At 63.4% G+C, this 15303-nt stretch carries 14 protein-coding genes; 4 read left to right on the forward strand and 10 right to left on the reverse strand.

Going from position 1 to position 15303, the window contains the following annotated elements; all coding sequences use genetic code 11:
* Window positions 1-43 precede the first annotated feature (43 nt).
* Genes C8C89_RS03555 through C8C89_RS03580 form a run of 6 tightly spaced genes read right to left on the reverse strand, consistent with a single transcriptional unit; the run spans window position 44 to window position 5855 of the window.
* Complete coding sequence (locus tag C8C89_RS03555; protein WP_101483467.1) at window positions 44-631, reverse strand: hypothetical protein; 588 nt, start codon at window positions 629-631, stop codon at window positions 44-46.
* Between the two features lie 27 nt (window positions 632-658).
* Complete coding sequence (locus C8C89_RS03560) at window positions 659-1570, reverse strand: glycerophosphodiester phosphodiesterase family protein (RefSeq protein ID WP_133988903.1); 912 nt, start codon at window positions 1568-1570, stop codon at window positions 659-661.
* On the reverse strand, window positions 1545-3185 hold the full coding sequence (locus tag C8C89_RS03565) for a hypothetical protein (RefSeq protein ID WP_243857887.1): 1641 nt from the start codon (window positions 3183-3185) through the stop codon (window positions 1545-1547). Before C8C89_RS03565 ends, C8C89_RS03560 begins: the two co-directional genes overlap by 26 nt.
* 1 nt (window position 3186) lies before the next feature.
* Window positions 3187-4044 carry a hypothetical protein gene (locus C8C89_RS03570; RefSeq protein WP_133988904.1) on the reverse strand — a complete coding sequence of 286 codons (858 nt, stop codon included), beginning with the start codon at window positions 4042-4044 and terminating at the stop codon, window positions 3187-3189.
* Window positions 4045-4071: 27 nt separating this feature from the next.
* Window positions 4072-5094, reverse strand: a complete 1023-nt coding sequence (locus tag C8C89_RS03575; protein WP_133988905.1) for a hypothetical protein — start codon at window positions 5092-5094, stop codon at window positions 4072-4074.
* Window positions 5091-5855, reverse strand: a complete 765-nt coding sequence (locus tag C8C89_RS03580) for a hypothetical protein (protein ID WP_133988906.1) — start codon at window positions 5853-5855, stop codon at window positions 5091-5093. The genes C8C89_RS03575 and C8C89_RS03580 overlap by 4 nt, the downstream gene beginning before the upstream one ends.
* 187 nt (window positions 5856-6042) lie before the next feature.
* On the opposite strand from C8C89_RS03580, the gene C8C89_RS03585 reads away from it, so the two are divergent.
* From C8C89_RS03585 to C8C89_RS03600, 4 genes are all read left to right on the forward strand, one after another.
* Window positions 6043-7455 carry a caspase family protein gene (locus C8C89_RS03585; RefSeq protein WP_133988907.1) on the forward strand — a complete coding sequence of 471 codons (1413 nt, stop codon included), beginning with the start codon at window positions 6043-6045 and terminating at the stop codon, window positions 7453-7455.
* A 75-nt stretch (window positions 7456-7530) separates the two neighbouring features.
* Window positions 7531-8355, forward strand: a complete 825-nt coding sequence (locus C8C89_RS03590; protein WP_133988908.1) for a hypothetical protein — start codon at window positions 7531-7533, stop codon at window positions 8353-8355.
* A gap of 40 nt (window positions 8356-8395) precedes the next feature.
* Window positions 8396-9130 (forward strand): hypothetical protein, encoded by a 735-nt coding sequence (locus C8C89_RS03595; RefSeq protein WP_133988909.1) that lies wholly within the window; start codon window positions 8396-8398, stop codon window positions 9128-9130.
* Between the two features lie 52 nt (window positions 9131-9182).
* A complete protein-coding gene (locus tag C8C89_RS03600; protein WP_133988910.1) occupies window positions 9183-10448 on the forward strand; it encodes a DUF6445 family protein in 1266 nt (421 codons plus the stop codon).
* A 121-nt stretch (window positions 10449-10569) separates the two neighbouring features.
* Here C8C89_RS03600 and C8C89_RS03605 read toward each other — a convergent pair whose 3' ends face one another.
* The 4 genes from C8C89_RS03605 to C8C89_RS03620 form a co-directional block, all read right to left on the reverse strand.
* Complete coding sequence (locus C8C89_RS03605; protein ID WP_035823672.1) at window positions 10570-11511, reverse strand: LysR family transcriptional regulator; 942 nt, start codon at window positions 11509-11511, stop codon at window positions 10570-10572.
* Between the two features lie 200 nt (window positions 11512-11711).
* On the reverse strand, window positions 11712-12686 hold the full coding sequence (gene yjfF, locus C8C89_RS03610) for a galactofuranose ABC transporter, permease protein YjfF (RefSeq protein WP_101483458.1): 975 nt from the start codon (window positions 12684-12686) through the stop codon (window positions 11712-11714).
* The gene (locus C8C89_RS03615; RefSeq protein ID WP_243858240.1) at window positions 12683-13702 is read right to left on the reverse strand and encodes an ABC transporter permease; all 1020 of its coding nucleotides are present in this window, start codon (window positions 13700-13702) and stop codon (window positions 12683-12685) included. Before C8C89_RS03615 ends, yjfF begins: the two co-directional genes overlap by 4 nt.
* 59 nt (window positions 13703-13761) lie before the next feature.
* The gene (locus tag C8C89_RS03620; RefSeq protein WP_243857888.1) at window positions 13762-15303 is read right to left on the reverse strand and encodes a sugar ABC transporter ATP-binding protein; all 1542 of its coding nucleotides are present in this window, start codon (window positions 15301-15303) and stop codon (window positions 13762-13764) included.

Consider the following 15303-nt stretch of genomic DNA (forward strand, 5'->3'; position numbering starts at 1 on the left):
GGAAAGTCTACAAAAACGGCCCTGCGCGGGCCGTCGCAAGCTGCTATTTCTGGGCTTGCCCAGCGCTCTGCTGCACGGCAAAACCGGCACGCACGGCAGAAAGGGCCGCCACCCACAGGATCAGGCCGGCGCCCAGGCAGCCGACGGGATGGATGGGGCCGTGGCGCAAGGTGAGCGGATAGCCGATGGCCCACACGCACAGCGCCATGCCGATCGCCAGGTGGCGGCGTGCCTTGAACAGCCAGGCCAGCGGGAAGAAATGCAGACCCACGATCAAAATGACGGCGGGAATGAACCACGCCTGCAGCCCCAGGTTTTTCAAGACGTTGCCGACGATGAAGATGGCAATCCACTGCCCCGCATTCACGATATGGAACAGCCGGCCCACGCGTTTTGCCTCCGGCGATTGTTCCGCCGCCGCATGCGCGGCGCGGTGGCGGCGAAACTGGCGCCACGCCAGCATGAACAGCAAGACGGTGATGCCGGCAACCGGCAGCAACCTTAAGGGATGCGCGCCATACGTCTGCACGCACCAGGCGGCCACCCACAGGCCGCCAAACAGGGAAAAGAACATGGCGCCGATGGCGCTACGGGCAAGCGCGGCGGCACGGTCGGGCTGAGGCAGGATCAAGGCAGGGTCTCCCGGCACATAACGTGATTACTTCATCATCGCGCAAAACGTTTCTGGATTGCCGTCAAGAATGACGCCGCTGGGCCAGCGGTGGCTGCGCTGCTGGGCACGCAGCAAGGACGCGGCCAGGGCCGAGTCGCCATCGACGGCGTAGACGAAGACGGGCATGCTCAGGCTGGCCGCGTCGGCCAGCAAATTCGGATTGGCGTCGAGGCTGCGCGCATCCACGTGCACGCCGGCGGGCATGCCGATCTGCTGCTGCACGCGCTGCAGCCACGGCTTGTCGAGCTTGGGCGGGCGGGCATTTTTCGCGATATAGCGGCTGACCCGGTTCGCGCCGGCCGCCTGCGCATTGCGCGCGTCAAACACGAGCAGGCCCAAGTAGCCCTGCGGATCGGCGCGGCGCGCGCAGGCGAGGTTGTTCGGCACGCCCGAAGTGAGAAACCAGTTGCCATGCTTGATGTTCGCACGCAACTGCCCCACCAGGGTGTTGATGGGCGCGCACGAGGAAACGACATCCTTGATTTCCGCATTCAGGGTCTTGTTCGGGAACGCCGTCGCCAGGTCGGCGATATCGCTGACGAAGGGCGGCGTTTCCGCCGTCAGCACGCCGCGGTTCTTCATGCTGGCGGCGCGCCAGTCGTCGGCCGTCAATTGCTTCACGGTGCGCGGTGATCCCGTGTCGACGACTCTCCCCGTCAACAGATCGTGGTGCACCACCCAGCTGCCGTCGCCCAGCAGCTGCAAATCCGTCTCGACGCCGTCCCAGGTGCCGAAATACGTGTTGCGCAGCGCGCTCAGCGAGTTTTCCGGCGCATTGCCCGCGCCGCGGTGGGCGTGTACCTTCATGCCCAGGCAGTCGGCCTGTACAGCCGTGCTGGCCATGCAGAGCAGCAGCGCCAGTGCGGCCGCCTTATTTTTGTCCCGGATGATAACCATAATGAACTCCCTGCAAAACGTGGATGCGGATGGCTTCGTTGACGGGGTAGCTGTAACCCTGCCCCACCGCCACGACGTGCGTGATATTGGCCAGCAAGCCCTTGCCGGCGATTTGCCAGCGCGTGCTGTCGTCAGCCGCCTGGCGGTTCCAGTCCAGCATCTGGCGAAACAGCTCGCTCTTCGTGACATTGTTGTCCGAGAGGCTGAAGATGCCCCAGGTTCCCAGGAAGGCGCCGGCCAGCACGCCCGTGGCGATCCAGGCGGAACGACGGCTCAGCTGGCCATCTGCGCCCGCCTGCTCTCCCCGGCGCGCCGCCAACACCAGCAAGCCCACCGTGGCGATCAGGTACAGCAGTTTCGAGAAGTGGCCGATGGCGCCCAGCAAGGAGAAAAACAGGGCCACGGGCGGCACGATGGCCGCGCGCGCCGCTTCCTTGCCTTCGTCAAAGTACTTGCCGCCCACTTCAAAGTCATTGCGGCTGGCGCGGTACTCCACCAGCTTCTCCGCCGTCTGGCGCGCGGCGAACTGGTCGAACAACCGGCTGAACTCGGCAGGGCTCGCATACGCGTCTTGCACCACGGCGCCTTTGGGCAGCCGCAAACCCTTGCTCGCTTCGCTGCCGTCGCCGCCGTCCGGCCCGTCGCGCAAGACGGCCTGGATGCCGGGGCGCGCCACGAAGGCGGGGAAGGACAAGCCAGGCGGAATACGCTCGCCCTTGATGCTCAAGCCCTTGCTGGCCGCTTCCGACGCATAGCGGCGCTTGACTGCCAGGCGGAACGATATCTGGTCGGCCGGGTGCCAGTTGGCCGATACCGGCACTTTCTTTCGCACATTATTGACCACGGCCGCGCGCCGGCGCGCCGGCACCGACTCCGGTTGCCAGCCATGGCGGGACAGGCTTTGCCGGTAATCGCTCCATGCCGATTCCTGCTGCTGGCGCAAGCCCGCATCGTCATCGGGAATCATGCCCGAATACAATTTCCACTTGTCGCGCACTTCGCCGATCGCCTGCTGGTACTTTTCGTAATACCCGGCCGCGCCGCCAGCGATCTTGCGGACGTTGAAATTGATCAACTGCTCCTTGGCGGGTTCCATGCGCTCGTCGAGATGGCCGACCGACACTGCCAGGAAGGGGAACAGGGCTAGGAAGGCCTTGCCTTCGGGCTTGGCAAACAGGGTGGGATCATCTACCAGGCCCTGCAATTGCAAGCTGCCGCCCACCAGTGAGCGCTGCATCAGGGTGGTGTTGAAGGCCAGGCGGCGAAATTGCGCGTCGCGTGTTTCAACCAGCACCGTGACCGTGGTCTTCAAAATGCCGAACACGACCGCAGCCGTGGCGATGCAGCAAAAGATGATTTTTTTCCAGCTGGGGCCGCTTCCATTGTTCTTCAGGCGGCGGCGCCACATCAACTGCAGCACCACCAGCGCGGCGGCGATGCCCGACAGGCTGCGGCCATAGAATTCCACGCCCTCCACGTCGTGCGGCTTGACGTCGCCGCCCACCACGTCGAGCAAACGGGCATTGAAGCCCAGCTCGAAGCACAGGTAAATGATCGTCAGGACGATCAGGATCAAGGTCTGCCGGATCTGCAGACTGCGCAAACTCGCGGCCATCTTATTTCCTCAAATCGATGACGACGGGCTTGATCTCTTCGGCCTGGAAGATCATCGGCGCCGCCTGCACAGAAGTGGCGGTACGCGGCGCGGGCAGGCTGATGGCGGCGGGCGCCGCCACCCTGGCCTGGACCTCCTGGCGGCGCGGCTTGGCGCTGGCGCGGCTGCCCGCTTTCGGCGCGCCAGCGGGTGCCGGGGTGGCAGCCGGTGGCGCAGGGATCACGCGGCCGCTGTCGTTGCCCGGCACGGTGGCCAACGCCGGGCCTGTGGCGCGCAAGGCATCGTCGGCAAACGGCTGGGCGCGCGTATCGACGCCGGGCGGCACGGCTACGCTGGCGTTGAGCAGGCGGTTGTCCGTGTAAATCATGCGCGACAGGCGGTTGTAGTTGGGAAAATCGATATTCAGCGATTTCGCGTCCGCCGCCAGTTCCACGCGGGGGCGGTCCTTGCAATTGCCTACCGTCCACTGCAGCACGTCCGTCCCCTGGAAGGCCAGCACTTCATAGCGGTAGGCGCAGCCGCGCTCCTGCGTTTCCACGATCACCACGGTACGCTCGCCCACGTTTTCCACCCTCGCCACGCGGGCCGTGATGGCGTTGGCCAGCGGCACGACGCGAAACGCCTGCGACAGTTTGATCGAATACTTGCCTTGCGGGTCCTTGCGCAAGGTGCCTTCCATGCCGTCGCGCAGACGGAAGGTGGAAATCGGCGTGCCGAACAACTCGGCAGTATCTAGGCCCACCATCACGCCGCCACGGCCATTCGGCGTCATGGCGCAGCCCGTCAACAGGAGGCCAGCAGCCAGACCCAGGGCCAGCTCGCGCCCCTGAGTAGATAGAAAATTCTTATACGTTGTCATGCTGGATAACTTTCTCTAATTTCTGGGTCAAGGATTGATCACGGCCAGGGGATTGCCCGGGCCTGGCGGCGGCAAGACTTTCTGGCGGTCGCGCGACAGCAGGGTGTAGGCGCCCAGGGTGTCCGGGCCGGCAACGATTTCCAGTTGCTCGCGTTGCAGCCAGGTGCGGATTTCCGCCTCTGTTGCCTCGGCACGGAACAGCACGCGCGTGCGCACACCCGTCTCGACGCCACTGCCGCTGCGGAATTCCGCATTGCCGACGACAGCATTCTCTTTCGGCAGGAACAGCCACGCCGATTGCACCACCATCACGCTGGCGGCCACGGCCGTGACGAGCTTCAGCCAGCGGTTTGAATTTGCCGCCTTCACCGGGGTCTTTAGCTGTGGCGCGGTGGTATCGGCGGTAGCGATCTGCAACTGCTGCAGCCCCTGGCGGAGCAATTGCCGGTAAGCCACGCGGCCATCCTTGCCCAGCTCGCTCGACAGGGGCGTGCCCGTCAGCACATAGTCGTCGCCGGGCAAGGCCACGCGGGCGATCACGCCGGGCGCCGCCGTGGCGGCATTGGCGCGGCCATGCGTTTCCAGCCAGCGCGCCGCCTGCAGGCGCTCTTGGCTGAACACGCCCAGGCAGGCGCCCAGGTCCGTCACGTCCAGGGTCACGGGCATGTCGCACAACACCAGCCCCGCCCGGGGGTCGGCGGGCGCGTCGCGCTCCTCGACCACCAGGCCGCAGGCATCCGCATACGCTGTGTCGGGCGTGACGAGCCAGCCTCGCCAGCGCTGCCGCGAGCTGTCCCAGGCATCGAGCAGCACGGCGCCAAAGCCGGGGCGGCGCGCCAGCAAGTGAATCTGTCCGCCCGCGATGGGCCGCGCGGCCAGCGGCGCGGCATCACTGCGGCGCGCGAAACGCTGCAGCAGGTGTTCCGGCACGGCAATGCCGCGCCAGTCGGGAGTATCGCCGCTCACCTCCGCGTCCAGCATTTCGGCGGAAGATGGGGGAGATGGCAGGCGCGCGGCAACGATGGCCAGTGTGGGCGTCAATGCAGTCATGCCGGTGGCCTTTCATCAGTGCTCGGGTGGGTGGACGCGGGGTCCAGGTGCAGGGATAACGCGGCCACGCACAAGATATCCAAAACTATTTGCGCCGCCTGCATATCGCGCGCGGTCAAGGCATCACCCACGCGCAGCTTGAGCAGGGTCAAGACCCAGTTGCCCAGCAGGGTAGAGCGGTGGGCCGGTTCGACGATCTGACGTCCCGCGCTGAGGCTATCGCCCTTCTGCCTGTGCACCAGGCCCAGCTTGCCGCCGTGGTAATGCGCGGAAGCGATCTGCTCGGCCAATTCCTTGACAGGCATGCCGCCGCAGCCACAATGGCGCAGCAGCAAGATCAAATCCTGCGGCAAGGTGGTGATAAAACCGTCGGCCGCTACGCGCACTTGCTGCGGCGTGAGCTGGTAGTCGCGCAGCGGTTCGGCATAGGCGTCGGGCGCGCGCAGCTCGCAGCCCTCTTGCGCATCGGCATCTTCGTCATCGCGCTGCTTGCGCAGCTGGTCGATGATGAAGCGCTTGAAGTATAAAAACAGAGCGCCCACGTGATGGGGCGCGGCGTCGCTATCGCTGTGCAGGACTTTTTCAATGAAAAACTGGTGGCGCAAATCAGCCAGGGAATCGCCCAGCGACGCCGCCTCGCGCGGGCGGCACGGCGTCAACGCGGCGATGACGCGCTGGTAAAACTCGCCCAGTTCGCCTTGCGTCAGCTGCGGGCGGCGGGTCCAGAAAGCATGAATCCGTTCAAATTGTTCCGATTGCACAGCCGGTCCGATCGTGTGTTGGGCGGCACGCGCCACTGGCCGGCGGCGAAGCGCACCGGCAATCAAGCAATGCGCTGGCCAGACAAGAGAAACTTGTCAGTAAGGTAAAATGCATTTAAGCAATTTTCGCATATCACAGTAAAAATCGCTAACTTTTGTTACTTTCACGACAATTCCCGAGACGCCCATGCATCGCCTGATTCTCCTGTTCTTGAGCCTGTTCTTTTTGCTGGGCAGCAAGGTAGCGCACGCTGCCGTGCCAGCTCCTGTGCAAGCGTCTCCCGGCAAGCGCATCGCCCTGGTGATCGGCAATGCGGCCTATCCGCAGCCGCTATTGAATCCCGTGAACGATGCGCGCGCCATGGCCGAACGCCTGCGCCGCCTGGGCTTTGAAGTACTGCTGCGCACGGACATCAATGCGGCGCAGCTGCAAAAAGCGTCGGCCGAGTTTTCCACGCAGGCGCGCGGCGCCGATATCGCCCTCGTGTTTTACGCGGGCCACGGCGCGCAGGCGGGCGAAGCCAATTACGTGCTGCCGCTGGGCGCCAACATGAATGCGCTGAGCGCCGCCGCGATTGCCGCACAGGGCGTGTCCGTTTCCAGCCTGGCGGGCGATTTGCAGCGCACAGGCGCGCGCGGCGCCGTGCTGATCCTCGACGCTTGCCGCCAGGAATATACGCGCGGCGGTGCAATGGTGCCCGTGCCCGGTGGCAGCAACGCGGCCAGCCACGGTTTTGCCGACACACAAGCGCCACGGGGCGTGGTGATCGCCTATTCGGCGGGACCGGGCGCCCTGGCCCGCGATTTCTGGTCGCCCGATTCGCGCAACAGCCCCTACACGAGCGCCCTGCTCGACGCGCTCGATGCCCCGGGCTTGCCGATGGGCGATGTGTTCTCGCAAGTGGCGGCCAGGGTGGCGGCCATGACGCACGATGTGCAAAAGCCCCGCGTCTCGTTCGGCGAAACGTCGGCGCGCCTGGTGCTGAACATGGGCAGCGGCAAGGGTGTCAGCCCGCCGGTGCCAGGCGTGCAGGCTTCCGGCAACAGCGGCATGCGCGCTCCCCTCCCGGCGCCGGCGCCAGCCGCCCAGCCAGCCGCGACCACTGCTTCGGGCGCGAAAGTGTGGCCAGGCAATGTATTACAGGACATCAACTATGAAATCCGCATGCAGATCGCGGCGCGGCCATTTCCCCGCCAGCAGCTGGAAAAACGCGCGCGGGGCGGCGACCTGGTGGCGCTGACGGCGCTCGGCTATGGCATCGGCGGCGGCGATGCCGGCATCAAACAGCCGAAGGCGGGCATGCAGTGGCTGGAAAAGGCGGCAGCGAAAGATTTTCCCATCGCCCAGACCTATCTGGCCGAATTGCTGATGGTCAAGGGCGACCCGGCATCCTTGAAACTGGCCGGCGTGCTGCTGGACGCCGCCTCGCAAGCGGGCTACACGGCCGCGCACGCTTATAAATTCGACCTGGCACGGCGCACGGGCGCGCCGCCGCAAGACGCGGCCCGCCATTTGCAGGACGCCTTCATGGGCTTGATGAAGGATTACCAGGGCGCCGCCAAGGACTTGATGCAGCCGCAAAAAAATAACTCAAAATAATTTTAGATTTCCCTGAACTGCCCCCGTTATCCGTGGGTACATGCAATACAGCATGACAGTGACCAGGGAAATCCCATGCAAACATCGATCCCAGCAGCAACCATGACCACCGGCCAACGGGGCCGCATCCTCGCCTACCAAACAAGCGGACAAGGTTCCGTCAGCGTGGCCGGCATTCAACATGCGTTCGACGTGGCCACGCACTGGCGCTCGGACGTGGCGCCCGCCATCAACGCCGTCGTCGACGTGCGCTTCGATGACGCGGGCAGCCTCGTCACCGTCAGCGCCGTGGCGACGCAGCAACTGGCGCAGGAAGAGATGGCCGGCGCGGCGAAACTGGCGCGCGACAAGGGTCAGCAACTGTGGGGCCAGGCCGTCGCGGCCCTGGGCATCAAGGTGCTGGCAAGCCTGGGTGTATTGATCGCCGGTGCCTTTGTCTTCAACACCATCGGCATCCGTTTGTTCGCTTCCGTCTCGCGCACCTATTGGCAGTTGCTGGGCCTGTCCGCCGACAGCCTGGAAAGCTTCGCCCGCGATGGCGGCGGCGGTTTTACTTCCGCACAATTTTTCTTCCTGCTGGCCATTGCCGGCTGCTGCGCCACCATGGCCAGCAGCCACCCGAAAGCGGCGCTGGGCAAGTGCGCGCCGCTGCTGTTCGTCGTCATCCACAGCAGCTTGCTGTTCATCAAAATCAAGGGCGCCGTCAGCGATGCGGGCAACGCCATGGGCGGCATCATGGGTAGCCGCGCGGCCCGCATGGCCGAGCAGATGGCCAGCGAAATGCTGGGACAAGTGTGGCAAGGCTTGTCCTTCGGCATCGGTTTTTACCTGGTGCTGGCCTCTTCCATCGTCCTGGCCGCTTACGGCGTCGGCGAGTACAAACGCAAGACCATCGGCTAATCCCGACAACCTCCCGCACACTCATCCTGAAGGAAATATCATGCAAGCTACCCTGCCCGCCCTGCTCGCCATCGCCCTGATCCTGTCCGCCTGCGGCAAGACCGAGCACAATAACGCCACACCGACCGTCGCCGCGCCCGCCACCAGCGTGGCCGACCTGGCCGCCAAGGCGCAAGTCAAGGCGGCTGCCGCCAGCCTGCCACAAGCGGACACTGCCACGCCAAGCGCCAGCTATGTCGACATCAGCAGCGGCAACCAGTTGATGTACAGCTACATCGCCCTGTCCGGCGTACCGCCCGACTATGCGGCCGTGGCGCAGCGCGTCTCGCGCGAATATGCGGGCAGCAACGACGCCTTCCGCAAGCAGGAAGTGCTCGACGCGCTGAAACCGCAGATCGACGCCAAGGTCAGCGAAGCGAAAACCAAACGCTACCTGCGCTACCAGATCAATGGCCAGGGCGCGCTGTCGCCGTATGCCATGGACAAGGCCGCCTTCCCCGCCAAATTCGCCGAAGCGGGCACGTATTACTACATGTACGACAACGGCGACTACAAGCTGGCGTTCACGAATGGCGACGGCTACTCGCTGCTGAAAGTGGACCAGGAGGCGGCGCGCAAGATCGAGGCGGCGCGCAGCGGCTACAAGGACTTCGCCATCATCGTGTATGCCTACGCTCAGGAAGCGGACATGGCCAGTAACCAGGTCAAGGCGCAGATCGTCAAGGTGGCGATCAAGCTGAACGGGCAGGAAATTCCTGTGCAGCAAGCGCTGTAAGCACCGGGGCCTTTGCGTTACACTGTTCGCCACATTGCATCGGGATCGGGACATGGGCGAACAGACACTGGCGGAACAACATCTGGCAAACGGGCAACGGCTGCACCAGGCGGGCAAGCTGATTGAAGCGATCAATGCCTACCAAGCCGCCTATAAACTGGACCAGGCCCTGGTGGAAGCCCAGCATTTCCAGGGCCTGGCCATGCTGGAACTGGGCCAGGCCACCATTGGCCTGGGCTTGCTGAAATTGTCGCTCAAGCAACAACCCGACAATGCCTTGTTCCACTACAACCTGGGCAATGTGTTGCGCGGTACGGATAGCGAAGCGGCGCTGGCCAGCTACGCCACGGCGGCGCGGCTGGCGCCGCACGAACACGATTTCGCCATCGTGCATTCCGAATTACTGCTTTCCAAGCTGCGCCTGCCCGAAGCCATCGTGGAACTCGAACGCGCCCATGCCTTGCGTCCCGAACGCTGGCAAAACCTGCAGGGACTGGCCGAGATGTATTACCGCACGGGCCAGCAGGAACTGGCGCTGGCCCGCTATGCGCAGGGTATCGCGCTGCACCCGGCGCTGGCGCAAATATGCAGCATCGGCTTTGCCAGTCCGCAAGCGGACCACGCGGAAACGTTGACACCGATCGATGCCGCGCCATCGCTGCAGGACTTCCTGCGCGAAACGGACTTGCACATCCTCGACGATTTCCTGCCCGATCCGGCCGCCTGGCGCGCGCAGGCGCTGGCTTTACCATTTGAGCAGCAGCGCTATGCGGGACAGAACTATCCGGGCAGCCAGACGGCGGGCCAGCCTTGCCAAGCCATCATGGAACGCATCGCCACGGCGCTGGACCGCCCCATCCGTTTCATTTCGCCCGACAATGGCTCCTACCGCCTCAGCTATGCGGACGCGATGGCGCGCACGGATATCCATGTGGACAACGAGACGGGGAATAATTTCAATTTCTATGCGGGCGTGCTGTATTTGAACCCGCCCGAGCAGTGCCAGGGCGGCACCACCTTCTGGCGCCACCAGCCCAGCGGCTGGTATCGGCGCTTGCCCGAGGCGGACGTCAAGGCGGGCGGCTACGCCAGCTTCAAGGATTTCCAGAAGCGCTGGCTGCCAAACAATAAAGTGCAGAAATTCAACGACTTGCAGGAACAGCGCGACAGTTGGCAAGCGCTGCTGGAAGTACCCATGCGCCACAACCGCCTGATCGTCTACAAGGGCCATTACTTTCACTCGATCAGCAATGTGTTTGGCGACACGCCGGAGAATGGGCGATTGGTGCAGCTGTTCTTTTTTGAAGTGCCCGATTAAGCATGCTGCGCCGGTGTTGTCGGATTACGCCCTGCGGACTAATCCGACCTACCTGTCACGGGACCATGCGTAGGTCGGATTAGCGGAACGCGTAATCCGACACAGCCACCACCGCGTCGTGTCAATACATATCCGCCGCCGTGGCCCGCACAGCTTTTAAAAGCATATCCGCGCCCGGCGACAGCAGATGATCCTGCTGGCGGATGATGCCGAAGGCATCCATCTTGCACGGCAGCTCGATGGGCAGGATGCTCAGCACGTTCAACGATTCGTAGTAATGCGCCACTTCCGTCGGCATCACGTGCAGGGAATCCGTTTGCTGCAGCAAGGACGTGATCAAGAGCAAGGCGGTGGTGTCGACCACGTCGACGGGCGGTTCCAGGCTGGCGCGGCGGAACATCATGTCGAAGCGGTGGCGCAGGATGCTGCCCTGCGGCGGCAAGATCCACGGCTGGCCCGCCAAATCCTTCAATTGCAGATTCTTGCGTGACAGCAGCGGGTGGCCATTGCGCGCCACGGCGCTGGCCGGCTCTTCCGTCAACTCCTCGTAGATGAGGCCGGCGCTGCTTTCCTTTTCCAGGATGCGCCCGATCATGAAGTCCAGCGTGCCATGCTGCAGCATGTCCATCAGGGTGTTGCTGTGCTCCAGGTGCACGCCGATGCGCATCAGCGGCGCCTGCTGCTTGATGCGGGCAATCGCGCGCGGCAGCAAGGCCATGGCCGGCGTCATGATGACGCCCACTTCCACCTGGCCCGTCAAGCCCGACTTCAGGGCCACGATATCGTCATGCGCCAGCGACAGGCTCGTCAGGGCCATGCGCGCGTGGCGTATCATCGTCTCGCCGTAGATGGTCGGCTCCATGCCGCGCGGCAAGCGGTCAAACAGGCGCACGTCGAGCATCTCTTCCAGGTCCTTGATTTGCTTGGACGCGGCCGGCTGCGTCATGTGCAATTCTTCCGCCGCGCGGTGGATGTTGCGCTGCTCATCCAGGGCGATCAACAGCAGCAATTGCCGCGTCTTCAGGCGGGCTCGCAAGAACCAGTTGGGGTTGAGGGTATCCATCAATAAATCATATCATGATCGATATCAGTTTTAATTCAATATCGATACTACTGATATCGGTGTGTCTGGTCCATCGTCAGCAAGCGTTCAGGTTGCCTTGCAGGCGGCGCCGGGATTAGCTGCGGGGCCAGCCGTTTGATGGATGAACTCGATGCCGCCGTCCGGCTTGTACGCAAGTGTGTGTTACTTCAACATAAAGCTTAACTCCCCTTGGTATTTTTCTGGCCCATGGCCATCAATCTCTGCACGACGCAAAAGACGAACAGCAGGCCGCCAATGACGATCTTGGTCCACCACGAGCTGAGCGTGCCGTCGAAGGCGATCAGGGTCTGGATGGTGCCCAGCACCAGCACGCCGGACAGGGCGCCCGCCACGTAGCCGTAGCCGCCGCTGAGCAGGGTGCCGCCGATGACGACGGCGGCAATCGCATCGAGCTCCGTGCCTTGCGCATGCAAGCCATAGCCGGACAGCATGTAAAACGAAAACAGCACACCGCCCAGCGAGGCGCAAAAGCCGCTGAAGGCGTATATCAGCACCTTGGTGCGGCCTACGGGCAAGCCCATCATCAGGGCCGACTGTTCATTGCCGCCTATCGCATACACGGCGCGCCCGAACGGCGTGGCGTGCGCCAGCCAGATGGCCAGCAGCAAAGTGATCACGGCAATCACCACGCCGGGCGAGACAAAGCCGCCCAAGAGCCCCAATTGCGTCTGCGACATGGCCACGAACAGCGGGTTATCGATGGTGATGGAATTGATGCTGATCAAATAGCACAGACCGCGCGCCAGAAACATGCCGGCCAGGGTGACGATGAATGGCTGCAATTTGAAATAATGGATCAGCGCACCCATGCCGGCACCAAAGATGGTGCCAAGCGCCAGCACGGTGGCGATCACCAGCAGCGGCGGCCAGTGCGCCACGTGGAGCAGCCAGGCGGCGATCATGGTCGACAGGGCCAGCACGGACCCGACGGACAGATCGATGCCGCCGGAAACGATGACGAAGGTCATGCCGACGGCGATCACCAGCAAAAAGGCGTTATCGATCAACAGGTTAAAGATCACTTGCGTCGACAGCAAGCCCGGATAGGCGGCGCCGCCCAGGCCCAGCATCACCACCAACAGCAGCACGGTGACGAGCGAAGTGAAATACGGGGTGTGCAGCAAGCCCTTCATGCTTTTCTCCGTTGTAGCAATTGCTTGAATTCCGACGATTGCGACAGGCAGACGAGGAACACGACGACCGACTTGACGACCATGTTCACTTCCGGCGGCACGCCCAGCGAATAGATGGTGTAGGTGAGGGTCTGGATGATGAGCGCGCCGATCATGCTGCCCACGAGACTGAACTTGCCGCCGGCCAGGGACGTCCCTCCCAGAGTGACGGCCAGGATGGCGTCAAGTTCCAGCATCAGGCCAGCATTGTTCGCGTCCGCGCTCTTGATGTTCGAGCTGATCATCAGCCCCGACAAGCCCGCGCAGGCGGCGCAAAACACGTAGACGAAAAAGATCAGGGTTGCCGTCTTGATGCCGGCCAGGCGGGCGGCGACAGGATTGATGCCGGCAGCCTGGATGAACAGGCCCAGCGCAGTCTTGCGCATCAGCACGGCCGTGATGAGGAAGACCGCCGCTACGAGGAACAGGGAAAAGGGCAAGCCGAACAGGTAACCGCTGCCGATGAAGAAGTACGGTTGATAGTAGACGGTGACGATTTGCCCATCCGTCAACAGCTGCGCCAGGCCCCGCCCCGCCACCATCAGAATCAGGGTAGCGACGATGGGCTGCAAGCCCAGGCCGGCTACCAGCACGCCATTCCAGGCGCCGCACAGCAAGGCCGCGCCCAGGGCCGCCGCCAGGGCCCAGCCCATGGGGATGTTGCTCACATACGTCGCCACGCCATTCTCCATCACCATGGTGCCGCCGATCAGCATGGCGGCCACGGTGCCGGACAGGGCCACGACGGCGCCCACGGAAATATCGATGCCGCGCGTGGCAATCACCAGGGTCATGCCCAGCGCGGCCAGCATCAAGGGTGCGGCGCGGTTGACGATGTCGATCACGCTGCCGTACAGGTGACCGTCACGGATTTCCAGATGAAAAAAGCCTGGGATGGCAAAGAAGTCGACCAGCAGCAGCAACAGCAACGCGGCCAGGGGGCGGCTCAAAGGGTGGTGCAAGACACTCTGCAACATGGAAGCATTCGTAAGGGAAGCCGCACGCGTCAATGCCGCGCTGGAGGGTGTGGATAAACTCATGTGGCATCTCCGGCGATCACTTGCAGCACGGAACTGTCGTCCAGTTCGCCACGCGCATAGTCGCCGCAAGCCTTGCGATCGCGCATGACGACGATACGGTCGCTGCAGCGCAGCACTTCGGGCAGCTCGGACGAAATGAACAGAATCGCCATGCCCTTGCGACACAGCTTGCTCACATAAGTCATGATTTCCTGCTTGGCGCGCACGTCGATGCCGCGCGTCGGTTCGTCTAAAATCAGCATGGCGGGCGAGGTCAGCAGCCAGCGCGCCAGCAAGGCCTTTTGTTGATTGCCGCCCGACAAGCTGCCGATCGGCGTCTCGATGCTGGCCGTCTTGATGCCCAGCGCCTTCACATATTCGTCGGCCAGCGCCTGCTGGCGTTTGAACGGGATTGCGCGCAGCAAACCTGTGCGGGCTTGCAAAGCCAGGATGATGTTTTCGCGCACGGACAGCGACAAAATCGCCCCCTCGTGCTTGCGGTCTTCCGAGCAAAAGCCGATATCGTGCGCAATCGCGTCGCGCGGCACGCTGAACTGGCGCGGCTTGCCCTGCATGGTGATGCTGCCGGAATCGGCCTTGTCGGCGCCGAACAGCAATCGCGCCAGCTCGGTACGGCCCGAGCCCAGCAAGCCCGCCAGGCCCAGCAATTCGCCCTGGCGGATGTGGAAATCCATGGGCAGCAAGGCGCCCTTGCGGCCCAGGCCCTGCGCCTCCAGCACGGTGGGGCCAAAGCTGGCGCCGCCCGCGTCCTGCGCCAGATCCAGCGCTTGTTCCTGCGTGTCGGCCGCCACGCCGATCATTTTATTCACCAGTGCCAGGCGCGACAGCTCGCTGCACGCGTATTCCCCTTCCCGCTCGCCGTTGCGCATCACCGTGATGCGGTCGGAAATGGCGTAGGTCTGGTCCAGAAAGTGGGTGACGAACAGGATCGCCATGCCCTGCTCGCGCAGGCGGCGCAGCACGGAAAACAGCAGACTGACTTCCGCCTCGTCCAGGCTGGACGTGGGTTCGTCGAGGATCAGCACGCGGGCCGAAATGTTCAGCGCGCGCGAAATGGCCACCATTTGCTGGATGGCCAGCGGGAAGCTGGACAATTGCGCCGTGACGTCGATATCGATCTGCAATTGCTGCAGCAAGGCACGCGCCTGTTGCTGCATGGCACGCCAATCGATGATGCCAAAGCGGCGTGGATAACGGCCGATAAAAATGTTTTCCGCCACCGACAGGTTCGGGCACAGATTGACTTCCTGATACACGGTGCTGATGCCGAGCGCCTGCGCGTCCGACGTGGACGCTGGGGCGATGGCTTTGCCGTCGAGCAGGATCTGGCCGCTGTCGGGCGTATAGACGCCCGTCAGCACCTTGATCAGGGTCGACTTTCCGGCGCCGTTTTGCCCCATCAAGGTATGCACTTCACCCGGATACAGGCGCAGGGCAACATCGCTGAGGGCTTTGACGCCGGGAAAGGATTTGCTGATGCCGCGCAACTCCAGCAGGGGGGCTGGCGCGGCGTTGTGATGCGCTTGCGTCTTCATCAT

Source organism: Janthinobacterium sp. 75, assembly GCF_004365495.1.
GTDB lineage: Bacteria > Pseudomonadota > Gammaproteobacteria > Burkholderiales > Burkholderiaceae_D > Janthinobacterium.